Genomic DNA, 14,812 nt, shown 5'->3' with positions numbered 1-14,812 from the left:
GTCTGGGACACTGAGACCATGAACGGCACCCAGCAGCGCTCGGCGGAACGGTACGGCGCTCCGCGCATCTCGAAGCGCACGGCGCGTGTGCTGATCGCGGTGGCCGCGGCGGTGTTCGTCGCCGTGGTCGCCCTGGTGGGCTACTGGTCGGTGAGCGCCCCGATCCGCGCCGAGATGGTCGGCTACGACCACGTCGCCGACGACGTCATCGCCGTGGACTACCAGCTCACGATGAAACCGGGCACTGAGGCCACCTGCCGGATCCAGGCCCTGAACTCCGGTCGGGCACAGGTCGGCTTCGTCGAGACCCACGTTCCGGCGCAGAGCTCCCGCCACAGCGTGCAGCGGGTCGAGATCTCCACCCAGGGCGCCGCGGTCTCCGCCGAAGTCCTGGGCTGCGATCCCGCGTGACCGGCCCGCGCGATCCCGCGTGAGACCGGCCCGCGCGATCCCACCCGGAGACGCAACGCGGGCCTGCCGCGGGAGCTGCCAGCTCGCACGGCAGGCCCCTTCATCGATCGGTCTGCGCATCCGGGACCAGCGGGTTCCTCGCACCGCGAAATCCTTCTCGGGTTCCCCGGAATCATGAATCGTCCGGTGTAAGGTACTCCGAAACCGGCATTGAGCCGGTGTTCATCACCCGCAGCACGGGGCGCATGAGGACATGTGCCCCGTGATTCGCGTATAGGGGCCCTTTCGACGTCCCGATGCGCGCCGACCGAAGACGACAGGAGTGAACCCATGAGCAGCCAGCCGAATGGCGCCTGGCTCACCCAGGACGCGTACGACCGCCTGGCCAAGGAGCTCGAGGAGCTCGAAGGCCCCGGACGTTCCGAGATCGCAGAGACCGTTGCTCTTGCACGCGATGAGGGCGACCTCAAGGAGAACGGCGGATACCATGCCGCCCGCGAGGAGCAGGGGAAGATGGAGGCGCGCATCGCCGATCTCCAGCGGCTCCTGAAGAACGCCGTGGTGGGCGAAGCGCCGAAGGACGACGGCGTCGTCGAGCCCGGCATGGTCGTCGTGATCGAGATGGCCGGCAAGGAGCGCACGTTCCTCCTGGGCAACCGCGAGATCGCGGACAACGACGATCTCGAGGTCTATTCCACGCAGTCGCCGCTGGGCAGCGCGATCCACGGCTCGAAGGTCGGCGACACGGTGGATTACACCGCGCCGAACGGGAAGTCCTTCCCGATCTCGATCGTCAAGGCCAAGCCGTACACCCCGTGAGCATCGGCGCTTGAGCATCAGCGCCTGAGCGTTCCGACGCCCGAGCGAGCGCAGCGCCGCCCCGCAGCGCATGAGAGAGGCCCCCGAACCCGGCATCAGCCGGATCGGGGGCCTCTCTCATGTGGTCCGTGCGGGCCGCCCGAAGGCGTCTCCGTCCGCTCAGTATCTCCGTCCGCTCAGTATCTCCGTCCGCTCAGTCCCGACCGGACGAGGCCGACGGATCCTGGCTCATCTCCCGTCCGCTGAGTCCTGATCGGAGGGGGACGACGGGCTCTGGCGGTCCTGCGCGGGGGCCTGGCCGTCGCCGGTTCCGGCCGGACGGTCCGCGCCGTCAGCTCCATCCTCGCGGCCGGTGCCGTCGGCCCCGTCGGAACGGCGCCGACCCTGGAGCGGCGCGGTGGCGCCCTCGGCCGCGAGGCCCTCACGAGCCCCGGCAGGAAGCGGCGCCGGTGCGGTCTGCACACCCTGCGAGGTGGACGCATCGTCCGACGCGCCGGCATCGTCCGACGCGGCTGCGCCCTCCGACGCACCAGGAGCGTCCGACGCGGCTGTGCCCTCCGACGCGTCGCCGTCGTCCGAGGCGTCGGCACCCGCGGTGACGTGGGCGGGGCGATTGCCTCCGAGCGAGGCGAAGTGGTCTGCGGCGATCGTGTCCACGCCCAGCTCCGGGCTCGAGTCGCGGCCGACGAGGTACAGCAGGGTCGCGTTGACGAACGCGATCAGCGGGATCGCGAACAGAGCGCCGGGGATGCCGGCGATCATCGCGCCGCCGGCGACGCCGAGGAACACCGCGAGCGGATGCAGCTCGACGGCCTTGCCCATCAGGATCGGCTGCAGGATGTTGCTCTCGAGCTGCTGAACCACCAGCACGATGCCGAGCATGATCAGAGCGAAGATCCAGTTCTGCAGCACCAGGACGATGAGGATGGCGATCGCCCCCGAGGCGATCGCACCCACCAGCGGGACGAAGGAGAACAGGAAGACGAGCAGCCAGATCGGCACGGCATAGGAGCCGAGACCGAGGAAGACCATGCCTATCGCGATTCCCGTCGCATCGACCGCAGCGACCAGGATCTGGGTGCGGACGTAGGCCGACAGCGCCTTCCAGCCGCGACGGAACGCCTCATGGGTGGGGACGCGAGCCGCCGGGGGCAGCAGACCCACCGTCCAGCTCCAGATCGACGAACCGCTGGAGAGCAGGAAGAACAGGGTGAACAGCAGCACCACGACGCCGGTGGCGAGGTTGCCGAGGACCGCTGCGGTGCTGACGGCCGAGTTCAGCACCGTGTCCGCGTTGTCCTGCAGCTTGGCGAGGCCCTCGTCGATCGCCGAGTCGATCATCGGCGCATCGATCTGGAACGTCGTCGTCGCCCAGGTCATGACGGACTGGAAACCGGTGACGGCCTTGTCCTGGATGTCGGCCAACTGGGTGATCAGCTGCCGCCCCGCGAGGGTGAACATGCCCGAGATGACCAGGAGCAGCCCCAACAGCGCGATGCCGCTGGCCGCTGTGCGACCCAGGAACGTGTAGCGGGTCAGCAGCTTGACCACCGGAGTCAGCAGGCAGGCCAGCAGGACGGCCAGGAGCACCGGGATCACGATCGTCGTGACCTGCAGCAGACCCCACAGGAGCAGTGCGGCCGCGGCGACGATCACGATGATCCGCCATGACCAGGACGCGAGCCGTCGGACCCCGAGCGGGATCTCCTCGACCTCCGGTGCGAGGCTCGGTGCCCGCGAGGTGGGGCTCAGCTTCGACATGGGATTCCTTCCATCGGGCCAGTGCGGCTCTGCGCATCCTAATCGGCTCCGCCCCCTGGCGTGCAGGTCACCCATTCGACGAAGGTCGGGGGCCCCGTGACCGACCGATGGAGAGCGTGAGGTGCTCGTCTCGGTAGCGTGTTCCCATGCACACCGTCGACCCCTCCTCCTCGGCCTCCCCCGGATACCCCGATCCCAGCACGCCGCAGTCGGGTGAGCGGCCTGCCGCCGATCCGGCAGCGGTCACCGGCGTCGCCGCCCCGGTCTCGGCCGACGCCGCGGTCTCCGCGCAGTCGGCCCTGTCGATCCGCGGGCTGCGCAAATCCTTCGGCTCGACCGAGGTGGTCCACGGGATCTCCCTGGACGTGCCCCGCGGCTCGTTCTACGGGATGGTCGGCCCCAACGGCGCCGGCAAGACCACCACGCTCTCCATGGCGACCGGTCTGCTGCGACCCAACGGCGGCACCGCCCACATCCTCGGCACGGACATGTGGGCGGATCCCACCACGGCGAAGGCCCAGATCGGCGTGCTCGCGGACGGTCTGCAGACCTTCGACCGCCTCACCGGACGCGAGCTGCTCACCTATGTGGGTCTGATCCGCGGGATGGAGGCCGATGTCGTCGAGGAGCGCAGCCTGTCCCTGCTGACGGCGCTGGACCTCGCCGGCGAGGACGGCAAGCTCGTGGTCGACTACTCGGCCGGCATGACGAAGAAGATCCTGCTGGCCTGCGCGCTGCTGCACGCGCCCCGGCTGCTCGTGCTCGATGAGCCCCTGGAGGCGGTGGACCCGGTCTCCGCACAGGTGATCCGGAAGATCCTCACCGCCTATGTGGACGGCGGCGGCACCGTGGTGCTCTCCAGCCACGTGATGGAGCTGGTCGAGGGGCTGTGCAGCCACGTCGCGATCATCGCCGACGGCCAGCTGCTGGCGGACGGCACGCTCGACGAGGTCCGCCAGGGCGGCAGCCTCGTCCAGACGTTCATCGATCTCGTCGGCGGCGGCGACGTCGCGGAGGGGAGCCTGTCATGGCTGGAGTCCTGAGCAGCGAGCACGTCGCGACCGCCTCGGCGACGGACGTCCGCCACGGCGCGATCTCCCAGAAGTCCCTGGTCCGCCTGCTGCTGACGCTCAAGTGGACGCTGTGGAAGCGCTCCTACCGCAAGAACGTCGGCAAGCTCATCGGCACCCTGATCGGGGTGCTGTACGGCCTTGGAGGCATGGTGGGCCTCGTCTTCGCCTTCCTCGGTGCCACGCTGTGGAGCGGCGAGGGCGACCTGTTCCCGATGATCATCCGCGGTCTCGGGGCGCTGACGGTGCTGGTGTGGTTCCTGCTCCCGGTGCTGGCCTTCGGTCTCGACGACACCCTGGACCCCCGTCGTTTCGCCCTGTATCCGCGCTCCGCCAAGGAGCTCCAGCCGGGCATGTTCGCCGCGGCCGCGCTGAGCCTGCCGAGCATCTTCACGGTGCTCGCCGTCGCGATCGCCACGGCCTTCGAGGTGCTGTGGCTGGTCGTGTTCGGCCAGGGTGCGGGTTGGATCGTCGCCGCCGTGGTGCTGCTGATCCCCGCCAACCTCGCCGGCATCGCCCTGTGCCTGCTGCTGCCGCGCGCCTGGTTCGCCCATTCGGCGAGCCGCGCCTCCTCCCGCAGCGGCCGCGAGATCGGCGGCATCATCGGCATGCTGGTCATGTTCGCCGCGATCTACGGCTTCTCGCTGAGCATGCAGAAGGTCGCGGAGATCGACGTCGACTTCGTGCAGCGCTGGCTGCCCGGGGTGGTGGACGTGCTGGCCTGGACACCCTTCGGCGCCTTCTTCGCGGTGCCGATGGATCTCGCCGAGGGGCACGCGCTGCGGGCTCTGCTGCGCGCGGTGATCGGCATCGCCACGTTCGCGCTGATGTGGCAGTGGTGGCGTCGCTCGCTGGATGCCTCGCTCACCTCGGCCTTGACCGGTGATGCCTCCTCCGGCACCACCAAGGTCTCCTCCCTGGTGCCGCGGTTCGTGAAGCCCTCCGCTTTCGGCGCAGTGCTGGGGAAGTCGCTGCGCTACTGGCGGCGCGACACCCGCTATCTCGCCGCCGTCGGCATCTATCCGCTGATCATCGTGTTCTTCGTGGCGATGGGCCTGATGCTCCCCGAGTCCCGCCCGATGATGCTCGCGATGACCGTGTTCATGTGCGGTCTCAGCGGCATCTCCCTGTGCAACGAGATCGGCTTCGACGGCCCGTCAGGCTGGGTGAACATCACCGCGAACCTGCCGGCGCGCGCGAACATGCTGGGGCGCGTCGCGGCCATCGCCGTGATCATGGTGCCCGCGGTGGTCGTGGTCACCGTGGCGATGCCGCTGCTGTACGGCATGGGGCACCTGGTCCCGCTGGTGGTGCTGGCATCCCTGGGCACGATGATCACCGGATGGGGTGCCGCGGTCGCGGTCGCCGCGATCCTGCCCTATCCGGCCTCCTCCCCCGGCACCAACCCGATGAAGGACAAGTCCGCCTCGAGCGCGAATGCGATGCTCACCATGGCCATCGCGATGGCCGCGGTGTTCGTGCCGCAGATCCCGACGATCATCCTGGCGATCTGGGGACTCGTCGTGGGCAGCGAAATGCTGCTGCTGGTGGCCGGTCTGGTCTCGGTCGTCGTCGGTGTGGTCGCCTTCCTCGTCGGCCTCCGGCTCAGCGTGGTGCGGCTCCAGGCGCACTACCCCGACCTGTTCCAGAAGGTCCGCGACTACCTGTGAGGCCGTGCCCGGCCGCTTGCGCATTCGACAGGTGGCCGGGCTTGCGATGGAGCGGCCGACCGATCAGGATCCCCGATGGTCCGGCCGACGGGTGAACCGCCTGGCACGCGATCGCTCAGGCTCTCAGCCAGCCAGGCAGGCGGCAGGAAGTCGGCAGCCACGCATTCACCCGGTCACACAGTCAGGCAGTCAGGCAGTCAGGCAGTCAGGCAGTCAGTGAACGCTGCATGACCAGGGCATCGATGCGCCGGCCCCGGATCCGGTAGTAGCCGCGGCGACGATCGATCTCCTGGTAGCCGGCCCGTGCATAGAAGGCTCGCGCGCGGTCGTTGTCCTCCCGCACCTCGAGCAGCATTCGCTCCGCCCCACCGCGCCGTGCCTGCTCCTCGCACCAGGCGAGGAGGGCGCGGCCGATTCCTGCTCCCTCGCGGCGGGTGCCGATGGTGTGCAGATCCGCCAGGTCGCCGGTGAGCATGATCCCGGCGTAGCCGAGCAGCTCGCCCGTCGCGTCGGCCCCCTGGGCGGCGACCACGTAGCGCCGGTCGGGATGCGCGATCTCCTCCGCCAGCTGGAACACGTTCCAGGCTTCGTCGGGGAACAGGTCGAGCTCGGCGACGGCGATCTCCTCGACGTCGGCGAGCGTCGCCGACCGCAGGGACCACTCCCCCGAGATCGGTCCGCCCGTGGGCGCCTCCCCGGGGCCCGAGGAGTCCGGGTCGTCGGCTCGGCGGCCGGGCTGCTGCGGTCGGATCGCCATCTCAGCGGCCCAGCGCGCTCTTGCGGGCTGTGGGCTTCGCGGCGTCGGGCTCGCGCAGGTACATCGGTTCCGTGCTGGAGAGGTCGGTGCCCTGGACGGTCAGCTGCGCGGCGGCGAGGATCAGATGCCCGGCGTCCGCATGCACCAGCTCGGCGGTCGCCGGGAGGAGCTCCGGGTAGAGCGCGGCGCCGGAGCCGACCAGCAGGTCGCAGGCCGCGAGCTCGTCCGCGATCGATGCGGGGGCGGCGACAGCGGGCTCCGCCTCGCGGGTCACGCGCCCGTCGGCGTCGCGGCGGTATCGCGCGAAGTACACCTCGCGCCGACGCGCATCGAGCGCCACGCCGACGCTCGCACTCTCGGTGCCGGCTCCGGCGAGCGCCTGATGGGCCAGGGCGTCCAGCGAGCTGAGCCCGTGCAGCGGCACGTCCAGGACGCTCGCGATGCTCCGCGCGACGACGAGCCCCACCCGCAGTCCGGTGAAGGGGCCCGGCCCGCGGCCCACCACGATGCCGGTGAGGTCGCTGCGCTGCGCGCCGGCAGCGGCCATCGCCTCGTCGATCAGGGCCAGCAGCACCTCGTCGTGATGGCGGGAGCGTTCGTCCCCGCGCACAGCACGGATCGTCGGCTCGCCGTCGAGGGAGCCCGAGGCGACGGCGACGCTCACCGCGCCGGAGGTGTCGATTCCCAGCAGCATCAGCGGTTCTCCTCAGGGGTCGGGCTCTCCGTGAGACGCGCTCCCACGGGTGTCAGCGCGGCGGCCAGCTGGTCACGGGCGACCTCGTCCCAGCGCTGTCCGCTCGGGGTGATCCGCAGGGTGCGGGGCTCGTCGGGATCGTCGGGGTCGTCGACCTGGTCGGGGCGCTCCAGCTCGAGCAGCAGGTACGAGTCCACGAGGTGCTCGACGCGATCGCGGCCCCATTCGACGACGGTCACCGCCTGGTCGAGGTCGGCGTCGAGGTCGAGATCGTCGATGTCCCCTCCCCCACCGAGGCGGTAGGCGTCCACGTGCACGAGGGCGGGGCCGCCGGCGAGGCTGGGGTGCACGCGCTCGATGACGAAGGTCGGGGAGGCGACGGGGCCGCGCACGCCCAGGCCGTCCCCGAGGCCCTGGGTGAAGGTGGTCTTCCCGGCGCCCAGCGGACCGTCCATGACGAGCAGGTCACCGGCGCGGAGCACCGCGGCCAGGGCGACCGCGACAGCGCGCGTGCCGTCGGCGTCGACCGTGCGGATCTCGAGGGTGCCGTTCCCGCTCCCGGTCATGCGCGGACCTCCCGCGAGACCCGACCGGCGACGGAGGTGAGGATCTCGTAGGGGATGGTCCCGGCGGCGCGAGCCCAGTCATCGGCCGTGGTCGCCGCGGGCCCCGTAGGCGCTCCCTCGGCGTCGCCGAAGAGGAACACCTCGTCACCGGCACAGGCATCGGAGTCCGGGCCGAGGTCGATGACGATCTGATCCATGCTGATGCGGCCCACCTGCAGGGCACGGCTGTCCGCCGAGGCGGTGCGCACGAGCACCTCGCAGCGGTCGCTGGCCACGCGGTGCAGGCCGTCGGCGTAGCCGATGGGAACCAGGCCCAGTCGAGTGCGGCGGTCCGTGGTCCGGATCCGCCCGTAGCCGATGGTCGTCCCCTCCGGGACCTCCTTGACCAGCGCGAGCCGGCTGGTGAGAGTCATCGCCGGGCGCAGCGGCACGTCGGTCGGCACCGGAGGGTAGCCGTACAGGGCGATCCCGGGACGCACGAGGTCGCGGTGCAGATCGGGCCGGGTGAGCAGGGCTGCGGAGTTCGCGAGGTGCTGCAGCGGGATCGGCCCCACCTCCTCTTCGAGCGCCTCGCAGGCGGAGTCGAAGCGCGCGACCTCCTGATCGGTGGAGGGGTCCGACGGATCATCCGCATCGGTGAGATGGGTCCAGGCGGCGGCGATCTCGATGAAGTCGTCCTCGCGCATGGCCGCACCGATCTCGCGGACCTGCTCCGGGAGCACGCCGTTGCGTCCCATGCCGGTGTCGATCTTCAGGTGCACACGGGCACGGCGATCCGCCTGGCGGGCGGCGGCGGAGACCAGCTCGAGCATCGCGGAGGAGCCGACGGACACATTGATCCCCGAGCTGATCACCTCGGGGAGCACCGTCTCGGCCGTGTGCGGCTCGTACAGCCAGGTCAGGATGTTCACGTCGAGACCGGCGCGGGACAGTGCCAGGGCGCTGGCGGGATGGGCGACGCCCAGCCAGGTGGCGCCGCCCTCGAGGGCGGCGCGGGCCGCGGTGAGCATGCCGTGGCCGTAGCCGTCGGCCTTCACCACGGCCATCAGGGCGGTGTGCTCCTCGAGCAGCCCCGTCAGCGCACGCGTGTTCTGCGTGATCGCGGACGGGTCGATCACGGCCCGGTTGGGCACGTGCCGAGGGTCCTCGGCGGGGATCGGAATGGTCATCGGGCTCCTTGGATCACGACAGGGCGTCCGTCAGGATAGCCCCGAGCGCGGCCGGGAGGCGGTCGGCGACGTCCAGGGCGACCAGGGGCAGGCGGCCCCCGGAGGACCGGAGGAGGCCGCGCGCGGCCGTGGAGGATCGCGCGCGCCGCCGCATCGGGACCGTCCAGGCCGCGCGAGCAGGGTCCCGAGCGCCTCGCGAGGACGTCCCCCGTGCCGGCGGTGGCGAGCTGCAGGTGGCGTCGTGCGCCTCGCGCCGCAGCGGTCGCGCGTCGCCCGGGGCGATGAGCGTGATCGCCCCCTTGAGCAGCACGGTCGCGCCGGTCACGGCCGCGAGAGCGGGGGCGAGGTCGGCCCCGGGCAGACCGGGGTCCACGTCGAGCCGGGCGGCGATCCGCTCGGCCTCGCCGCGGTGCGGGGTGAGGACGACGTGCTGCCCGAAACGATGATCCGCCGTGAGGGCGTCGAGGCCTCCGGCGTCGATCACTCCGCGCTCGAGGTCGCCGCCCACCGCCAGGATGTCGACGCCGTCCCGGGTGCGAGGATCCTCACCCGACAGTCCGGGGCCGACGACGAGGGCCTGCGTGCGCCCGATCTCCTCGAGATCGATATGCGTGCTCGGATGCCCGATCACTTCGGGGCGGGTATGCAGCACGAGGTCGAGGACCTCCTGAGGGGCGATGAGTCGCACCATCCCGGCGCCGGAGCGTGCGGCCCCGGAGGCGGCGAGCACGGCGGCACCGGGAAAGCGCGGACTGCCGGCGGCGATCGCGACCACCCCGCGCGTGTACTTGCTGGCCTCGCGCCCGGGATGCGGCCACAGCGCGGCGACGTCGGCGCTCTCCAGGCGCTGCACGGCGGGCTGCACCGGCAGCTGGTCCTCCACGCCGATGCCGACCAGGTGGAGGTCGCCCGCGAGCTCGGCGCCGCCGGGCAGCAGCAGCCCTGCCTTCACGGCCCCGAAGGTCACGGTCTCCACGGCCGGGAGCGCTCCGGACGCGGCGCGGCCGGTGGTCGCATCCACGAAACTGGGCAGGTCGACGGCGAGCACGGGGACGCCGCTGCGTCGCACCGTCTCGAGCAGCGGGGCGAGGCGTGCGGGGATCTCGGGGCGCCCTCCGAGGCCGACCATCGCGTCGAGCACCAGATCGGCGTCGGCGAGGCGCTCATGCAGATCCTCGGGGCCGAGATCGGAGAGGGCATGGACGGTGCCACCGGCAGCGCGGAGCGCATCCTCACCCTCGACATGCAGGTCGTCCCCGGTGGCGATCACGTCGATCCCTGTGCCCTCGCGACGCAGGATCGCCGCGGCGTGGAGAGCGTCGCCGCCGTTCGCTCCGCGCCCTGCGAGCACGAGCAGACGGGGCTCCTCCCGAGTGCGCAGGCGTTCCGCGATGCGCCCGGCGAGGGCACGGGCCGCACGCTGCATGAGAGCCTCACCGGCCGCGAGCAGCGGCTCCTCGGCAGAGCGGATGGCCTGGGCGGTGTATCCGGTGATCATGACTCCCCCTCGTCGGCAGGTCCTTCGTCCGCAGATCCTGCGTCGGCGGATCCTTCATCGGTGGATCCTCCGTCCGCAGAACCGGTCGCGTCAGGTCGGGCTGCTCGCGTCGCGTCGAGCAGCCCGGGCCCGGCGAGCCCGGTCGGCGACGACCCTGCGGTGCCGGCACCGCGCTCGGCGACGACGATCGCCGTGGCGATGTGCCCGTCGTGCGAGAGCGACAGGTGCAGATGCTCCACGCCCGCTGCCTCGGCCGCGCGCAGGGTCGCCCCGCGCAGTCGCAGGAAAGGTCGGCGGACCGTCGTGCGCTCGACGGTGACGTCCTGCCAGGAGAAGTCCCCGGGGGCACCGAGCGCCTTGCCCACGGCCTCCTTCGCGGCAACGCGGGCGGCGCGGGAGGCGTCGGAGAGGTCACGCTCGCGCGGGGTGAACAGGCGCGCCAGCAGTGCCGGGGTGCGCTCGAGCATCGCCGACAGCCGCGGGATCTCCACGACGTCGATGCCCACGCCCACCACGGTGCCGTCCTCACGGGGCGCGAACGCCCGGCCCCCGAAGTCGTCATCGGGGCCGGGCATCGGCGTCGCGGTCGGGAAACTGCTCATCCTCGCAGTATCACACTCGGACCAGGGAGTCGGTGAGAGCGCAGGTCACAGGCTCGTGCCCGCCGCTGCGAGCATCTCTGGCCGCCGGGCATCACTCGCGGCAGTCGCTTGCGGGCGTCGCTCGTGAGGGTCGCTCGTGAGGGTCGTTCGGGGAGCGTTCGTGAGAGCTGCTCCTGGGAGTCGCTCACGGACGCTCACTCAGGGTCGATCGCGATCGATCACTCGACGGTGACCGACTTCGCGAGGTTGCGCGGCTGGTCCACGTCCAGGCCCTTCGCGGTCGCGAGCTCGCACGAGAAGATCTGCAGCGGGATCACGGTGAGCAGCGCGGCGAACAGGGTGCGGGTGGCGGGCACCCGGATCACCTCGTCGGCGTAGGGCACCACCGCGTCGTCGCCCTCCTCGGCGATCACCAGGGTGCGGGCACCGCGGGCGCGCACCTCCTGAATGTTCGAGACCACCTTGGAGTGCAGCGAGTGGCGACCGTTCGGGGAGGGCACGATGACGAACACCGGCTGCCCCTCCTCGACCAGTGCGATCGGACCGTGCTTGAGCTCGCCGGCGGCGAAGCCCTCGGCGTGGATGTAGGCGATCTCCTTGAGCTTGAGCGCGCCCTCCATGGCGGTCGGGTAGCCGACGTGGCGGCCCAGGAACAGCACGCTCGTGGCGTCCTTCATGTCCTGGGCGAGCCGCTCGACCTGGGAGGAGCTGTCCAGCACCTGCTGGATCTGGTCGGGGATCTGCTCGAGATCGCTCATGAGCGCCGCGATCTCGTCGGGGTAGAGGTTGCCGCGCACCTGGGCCAGGAACAGGCCCAGCAGGTAGCAGGCAGCGATCTGGCCGAGATAGGCCTTCGTCGAGGCGACGGCGATCTCGGGGCCGACGTGCAGGTACAGCGCGGCGTCGGATTCTCGCGGGATGGTCGAGCCACGGGTGTTGCACAGGGCGATGACCTTGGCGCCCTGCTCACGGGCGTGGCGCACGGCCATCAGGGTGTCCATGGTCTCGCCGGACTGCGAGATGGCCACCACGAGGGTCTTCTCGGTGACGACGGGATCGCGATAGCGGAACTCATGGGCGAGCTCCACCTCGGTGGGGATACGGCACCAATGCTCGATCGCGTACTTCGCGACGGCACCGGCATTGGCGGCGGTGCCGCAGGCGACGACGACGATCTTGTCGACGCTGCGCAGCACGGAGGGGTCGATGTCCATCTCGTCGAGCTTGAGGGAGCCGTTCTCCAGGCGTCCCAGCAAGGTGTCGGCCACGGCGCCGGCCTGCTCGTGGATCTCCTTGGCCATGAAGGAGGGGTAGCCGCCCTTCTGGGCGGCCGCGGCGTCCCACTCGATCGTGTAGCGCGCGGCGTCGGTGACCTCCGCGCCATCGAAGCCGATGATCCGCACGTCGTCCGCGGTGACGGTGACGACCTGGTCCTGACCGATCTCGAGCGCCTCCTTGGTGGAGTCGACGAAGGCGGCGACGTCCGAGCCGAGGAAGTTCTCGCCGTCACCGAGACCGACCACCAGCGGGGAGTTGCGGCGGGCGGCGACCACGGTGTCCGGGGCATCGCGGTGCACGGCCAGGAGGGTGAAGGCGCCCTCGAGGGAGGCGGCGGCGCGGCGCATCGCCTCGGTGAGGTCGCCGGTCTGCGTCATCTCGCGCGCCACCAGGTGGGCGGCGGCTTCGGAGTCGGTCTCGGAGGCGAAGCGGAAGCCGTCAGCCTCGAGGTCGGCGCGCAGGGTCGCGAAGTTCTCGATGATCCCGTTGTGCACGACGGCGAGCTCGTGGTCGTGGCCGCCGAGGTGGGGATGGGCGTTGGTGTCGGTGGGGCCGCCGTGGGTCGCCCAGCGGGTATGGGCGATCGCGACGCGCCCGGTGGTCTCGGTGCTGCCGGAGCTCTTGGCGAGCGCCTCGCGGAGGTTGGCGAGCTTGCCGGCGCGCTTGGTGACGCGCACGGCGTCGTCATCGATCACGGCGACACCGGCGGAGTCGTATCCGCGGTACTCGAGGCGGGCGAGGCCCTGGAGGGCGACGTCCACGGGACGGGAGGAGGGGGCTGAGGCCTTCGGGCCTGCGTATCCGACGATTCCACACATGCTGCTCACGCTAATGATCAGCGCCCCGATTCTCGGGCCCAGGGCCGTTCTGCCGCGAGGCCTTCCTCACCTCTGCCGGGTCCCCTGCCCGGGGATGGTCGAACGTGAGCACGGTCGGTCACGTTCATGCACGGGCCTCGTCCATGCACTGACTTGTCGACGCGCCCTCCCGCCTCGCCGGTCCGGGATCGGGGTCGGCATCGGGCTCGGGCTCGGGGTCGGCATCAGGATCGGGGTCGGGATTGGGCTCGGGATCGGGATTGGGATCGGGCTCAGGATCGGGATCGGGATCGGGATTGGGCTCGGCATAGGCATCAGGGTCGGTATCGGCCGACGAGGGCGACCCCAGCGCGCCCGCGACGGCGTCCTCGGCGCACTCGGCGCACTCGGCGCACTCGCGACGGTGCCCTGGGCGCACCGCCGACGCTCCTTCGGCGCGGGCTCGGCACGCTGTCGGCGCACTTTTCCTGCGCTTCCGGGTCGCTTCTCACAGCCAGATGGCGAGAAACGGTCCCCGATGCTGGGAGAATTGCCGACATGAAGGCCGGTTCAGCGTCGAGCACCGTCACCCCGTTCGAGGAGATCCCGCGGGAGGACTGGGCACGGCTGTCCCGACAGACCCCCCTGCCGCTGGTCGAAGCGGACGTCACCCGTCTGCGCGGTCTCGGCGAGCGCATCGACCTCCAGGAGGTCGATGCCGTCTACCGACCGATCTCGCGCCTGCTGAACATCCAGGTCGCCGCGGCGCAGACCCTGCGGCGCGCACGCGAGGACTTCCTCGCCCAGCCCCAGCAGCGCACCCCGTACATCATCGGCGTCGCCGGTTCCGTGGCCGTCGGCAAGTCGACCACCGCCCGCCTCCTGCGCGAGCTGATGGCCCGCTGGCCCGAGACCCCGCAGGTGCAGCTGGTGACGACCGACGGGTTCCTGCTGCCCAACGCCGAGCTCGAAGCACGCGGGATCATGGACCGCAAGGGCTTCCCGGAGAGCTATGACCGCCGCGGCCTGCTGCGCTTCGTGGCCGACGTGAAGTCCGGTCATGACCGCGTGGAGGCTCCGGTGTACTCCCACCTGACCTACGACATCCTCGAGGACGAGCGCGTGGTGGTCGAGCAGCCCGACGTGCTGATCCTCGAAGGCCTGAACGTGCTGCAGCCGGCCCGCCCCCGTCGCGACGGACGCCTGGGCATGGCGGTCTCGGACTTCTTCGACTTCTCCGTCTACGTCGACGCTCGGGTCGAGGACGTCCAGCGCTGGTACGTCGACCGCTTCCTCCAGCTGCGACGCACCGCGTTCTCCGACCCCCGCTCCTACTTCCGGCGCTACGCCGACCTCTCCGATGAGCAGGCCGTGCAGACGGCGCAGCGGATCTGGCGCACCATCAACGGCCCGAACCTCACCGAGAACGTGCTCCCCACCCGCGGCCGCGCGGACCTCGTGCTGCGCAAGGACGGCAGCCACCACGTGCACTCGGTCCTCATGCGCAAGGTCTGAGCCCGCCTGCTCCCTTCGCACCCTGCAGGGTGCGCCGCACCGCGCGCGACCTGCATCCACCCGCAACGAGCGAGCGGCGAGGAGCGAGTGGCAAGTGGCAATCGGCGAGCGACGAGCGACGAGCGGCGAGTGGCAAGTGGCAATCGGCGAGCGGCAAGCGGCAAGCGGCAAGCGGCGAGAAATGTACCGCTACGACCGATGCCGG

Annotated in this window: 14 protein-coding genes; 5 read left to right on the top strand and 9 right to left on the bottom strand. The window is 70.9% G+C overall.

What is annotated here, in order from left to right; genetic code table 11:
* The first annotated feature begins 18 nt into the window (after positions 1–18).
* Positions 19–411, top strand: a complete 393-nt coding sequence (locus CIK81_RS07945; protein ID WP_096166255.1) for a DUF4307 domain-containing protein — start codon at positions 19–21, stop codon at positions 409–411.
* Between the two features lie 330 nt (positions 412–741).
* Positions 742–1,230 (top strand): transcription elongation factor GreA, encoded by a 489-nt coding sequence (gene greA / locus CIK81_RS07940; protein ID WP_096166256.1) that lies wholly within the window; start codon positions 742–744, stop codon positions 1,228–1,230.
* A 228-nt stretch (positions 1,231–1,458) separates the two neighbouring features.
* On the opposite strand, the gene CIK81_RS07935 is transcribed toward greA, so the two are convergent.
* On the bottom strand, positions 1,459–2,991 hold the full coding sequence (locus CIK81_RS07935) for an AI-2E family transporter (RefSeq protein ID WP_114355602.1): 1,533 nt from the start codon (positions 2,989–2,991) through the stop codon (positions 1,459–1,461).
* 146 nt (positions 2,992–3,137) lie between these two features.
* On the opposite strand from CIK81_RS07935, the gene CIK81_RS07930 reads away from it, so the two are divergent.
* Both CIK81_RS07930 and CIK81_RS07925 read left to right on the top strand, forming a co-directional pair.
* Positions 3,138–4,034 (top strand): ABC transporter ATP-binding protein, encoded by an 897-nt coding sequence (locus tag CIK81_RS07930; RefSeq protein WP_096197721.1) that lies wholly within the window; start codon positions 3,138–3,140, stop codon positions 4,032–4,034.
* Positions 4,019–5,731 carry a hypothetical protein gene (locus tag CIK81_RS07925; protein WP_096197720.1) on the top strand — a complete coding sequence of 571 codons (1,713 nt, stop codon included), beginning with the start codon at positions 4,019–4,021 and terminating at the stop codon, positions 5,729–5,731. The genes CIK81_RS07930 and CIK81_RS07925 overlap by 16 nt, the downstream gene beginning before the upstream one ends.
* Positions 5,732–5,936: 205 nt before the next feature.
* On the opposite strand, the gene CIK81_RS07920 is transcribed toward CIK81_RS07925, so the two are convergent.
* The 8 genes from CIK81_RS07920 to CIK81_RS18340 form a co-directional block, all read right to left on the bottom strand.
* Positions 5,937–6,488: a GNAT family N-acetyltransferase gene (locus tag CIK81_RS07920; RefSeq protein ID WP_096197719.1), complete on the bottom strand. Its 552-nt coding sequence runs from the start codon at positions 6,486–6,488 to the stop codon at positions 5,937–5,939.
* Position 6,489: 1 nt separating this feature from the next.
* The gene (tsaB, locus tag CIK81_RS07915; RefSeq protein ID WP_096197718.1) at positions 6,490–7,182 is read right to left on the bottom strand and encodes a tRNA (adenosine(37)-N6)-threonylcarbamoyltransferase complex dimerization subunit type 1 TsaB; all 693 of its coding nucleotides are present in this window, start codon (positions 7,180–7,182) and stop codon (positions 6,490–6,492) included.
* Positions 7,182–7,748 (bottom strand): tRNA (adenosine(37)-N6)-threonylcarbamoyltransferase complex ATPase subunit type 1 TsaE, encoded by a 567-nt coding sequence (gene tsaE, locus CIK81_RS07910; protein ID WP_096197717.1) that lies wholly within the window; start codon positions 7,746–7,748, stop codon positions 7,182–7,184. The genes tsaB and tsaE overlap by 1 nt, the downstream gene beginning before the upstream one ends.
* Positions 7,745–8,917: an alanine racemase gene (gene alr / locus CIK81_RS07905; RefSeq protein ID WP_096166263.1), complete on the bottom strand. Its 1,173-nt coding sequence runs from the start codon at positions 8,915–8,917 to the stop codon at positions 7,745–7,747. The genes tsaE and alr overlap by 4 nt, the downstream gene beginning before the upstream one ends.
* A 13-nt stretch (positions 8,918–8,930) precedes the next feature.
* Positions 8,931–10,415, bottom strand: coding sequence for a bifunctional ADP-dependent NAD(P)H-hydrate dehydratase/NAD(P)H-hydrate epimerase (locus CIK81_RS07900; protein ID WP_241964072.1), 1,485 nt, complete (start codon positions 10,413–10,415; stop codon positions 8,931–8,933).
* Positions 10,412–11,017 (bottom strand): holo-ACP synthase, encoded by a 606-nt coding sequence (locus CIK81_RS07895; RefSeq protein ID WP_096166265.1) that lies wholly within the window; start codon positions 11,015–11,017, stop codon positions 10,412–10,414. Before CIK81_RS07895 ends, CIK81_RS07900 begins: the two co-directional genes overlap by 4 nt.
* A gap of 218 nt (positions 11,018–11,235) precedes the next feature.
* Complete coding sequence (gene glmS / locus CIK81_RS07890; RefSeq protein ID WP_096166266.1) at positions 11,236–13,113, bottom strand: glutamine--fructose-6-phosphate transaminase (isomerizing); 1,878 nt, start codon at positions 13,111–13,113, stop codon at positions 11,236–11,238.
* A gap of 124 nt (positions 13,114–13,237) precedes the next feature.
* On the bottom strand, positions 13,238–13,531 hold the full coding sequence (locus CIK81_RS18340; protein WP_176485655.1) for a hypothetical protein: 294 nt from the start codon (positions 13,529–13,531) through the stop codon (positions 13,238–13,240).
* 119 nt (positions 13,532–13,650) lie between these two features.
* Between CIK81_RS18340 and coaA the strand changes: the two genes are divergently transcribed.
* Positions 13,651–14,607 carry a type I pantothenate kinase gene (gene coaA / locus CIK81_RS07880; RefSeq protein WP_096166267.1) on the top strand — a complete coding sequence of 319 codons (957 nt, stop codon included), beginning with the start codon at positions 13,651–13,653 and terminating at the stop codon, positions 14,605–14,607.
* Positions 14,608–14,812: the final 205 nt, after the last annotated feature.

The sequence above is a fragment of the Brachybacterium sp. JB7 genome, from assembly GCF_003335205.1.
Classification (GTDB): domain Bacteria; phylum Actinomycetota; class Actinomycetes; order Actinomycetales; family Dermabacteraceae; genus Brachybacterium; species Brachybacterium alimentarium.
Note: the sequence above shows the minus strand (reverse complement) of the source record. Positions and strands in the feature narration are given on the sequence as shown.

Coding starts and splice junctions, on each gene's coding strand:
- CIK81_RS07945 (WP_096166255.1), top strand. CDS start 19: ATGAACGGCACCCAGCAGCGCTCGGCGGAACGGTACGGCGCTCCGCGC.
- greA (WP_096166256.1), top strand. CDS start 742: ATGAGCAGCCAGCCGAATGGCGCCTGGCTCACCCAGGACGCGTACGAC.
- CIK81_RS07935 (WP_114355602.1), bottom strand. CDS start 2,991: ATGTCGAAGCTGAGCCCCACCTCGCGGGCACCGAGCCTCGCACCGGAG.
- CIK81_RS07930 (WP_096197721.1), top strand. CDS start 3,138: ATGCACACCGTCGACCCCTCCTCCTCGGCCTCCCCCGGATACCCCGAT.
- CIK81_RS07925 (WP_096197720.1), top strand. CDS start 4,019: ATGGCTGGAGTCCTGAGCAGCGAGCACGTCGCGACCGCCTCGGCGACG.
- CIK81_RS07920 (WP_096197719.1), bottom strand. CDS start 6,488: ATGGCGATCCGACCGCAGCAGCCCGGCCGCCGAGCCGACGACCCGGAC.
- tsaB (WP_096197718.1), bottom strand. CDS start 7,182: ATGCTGCTGGGAATCGACACCTCCGGCGCGGTGAGCGTCGCCGTCGCC.
- tsaE (WP_096197717.1), bottom strand. CDS start 7,748: ATGACCGGGAGCGGGAACGGCACCCTCGAGATCCGCACGGTCGACGCC.
- alr (WP_096166263.1), bottom strand. CDS start 8,917: ATGACCATTCCGATCCCCGCCGAGGACCCTCGGCACGTGCCCAACCGG.
- CIK81_RS07900 (WP_241964072.1), bottom strand. CDS start 10,415: ATGATCACCGGATACACCGCCCAGGCCATCCGCTCTGCCGAGGAGCCG.
- CIK81_RS07895 (WP_096166265.1), bottom strand. CDS start 11,017: ATGAGCAGTTTCCCGACCGCGACGCCGATGCCCGGCCCCGATGACGAC.
- glmS (WP_096166266.1), bottom strand. CDS start 13,113: ATGTGTGGAATCGTCGGATACGCAGGCCCGAAGGCCTCAGCCCCCTCC.
- coaA (WP_096166267.1), top strand. CDS start 13,651: ATGAAGGCCGGTTCAGCGTCGAGCACCGTCACCCCGTTCGAGGAGATC.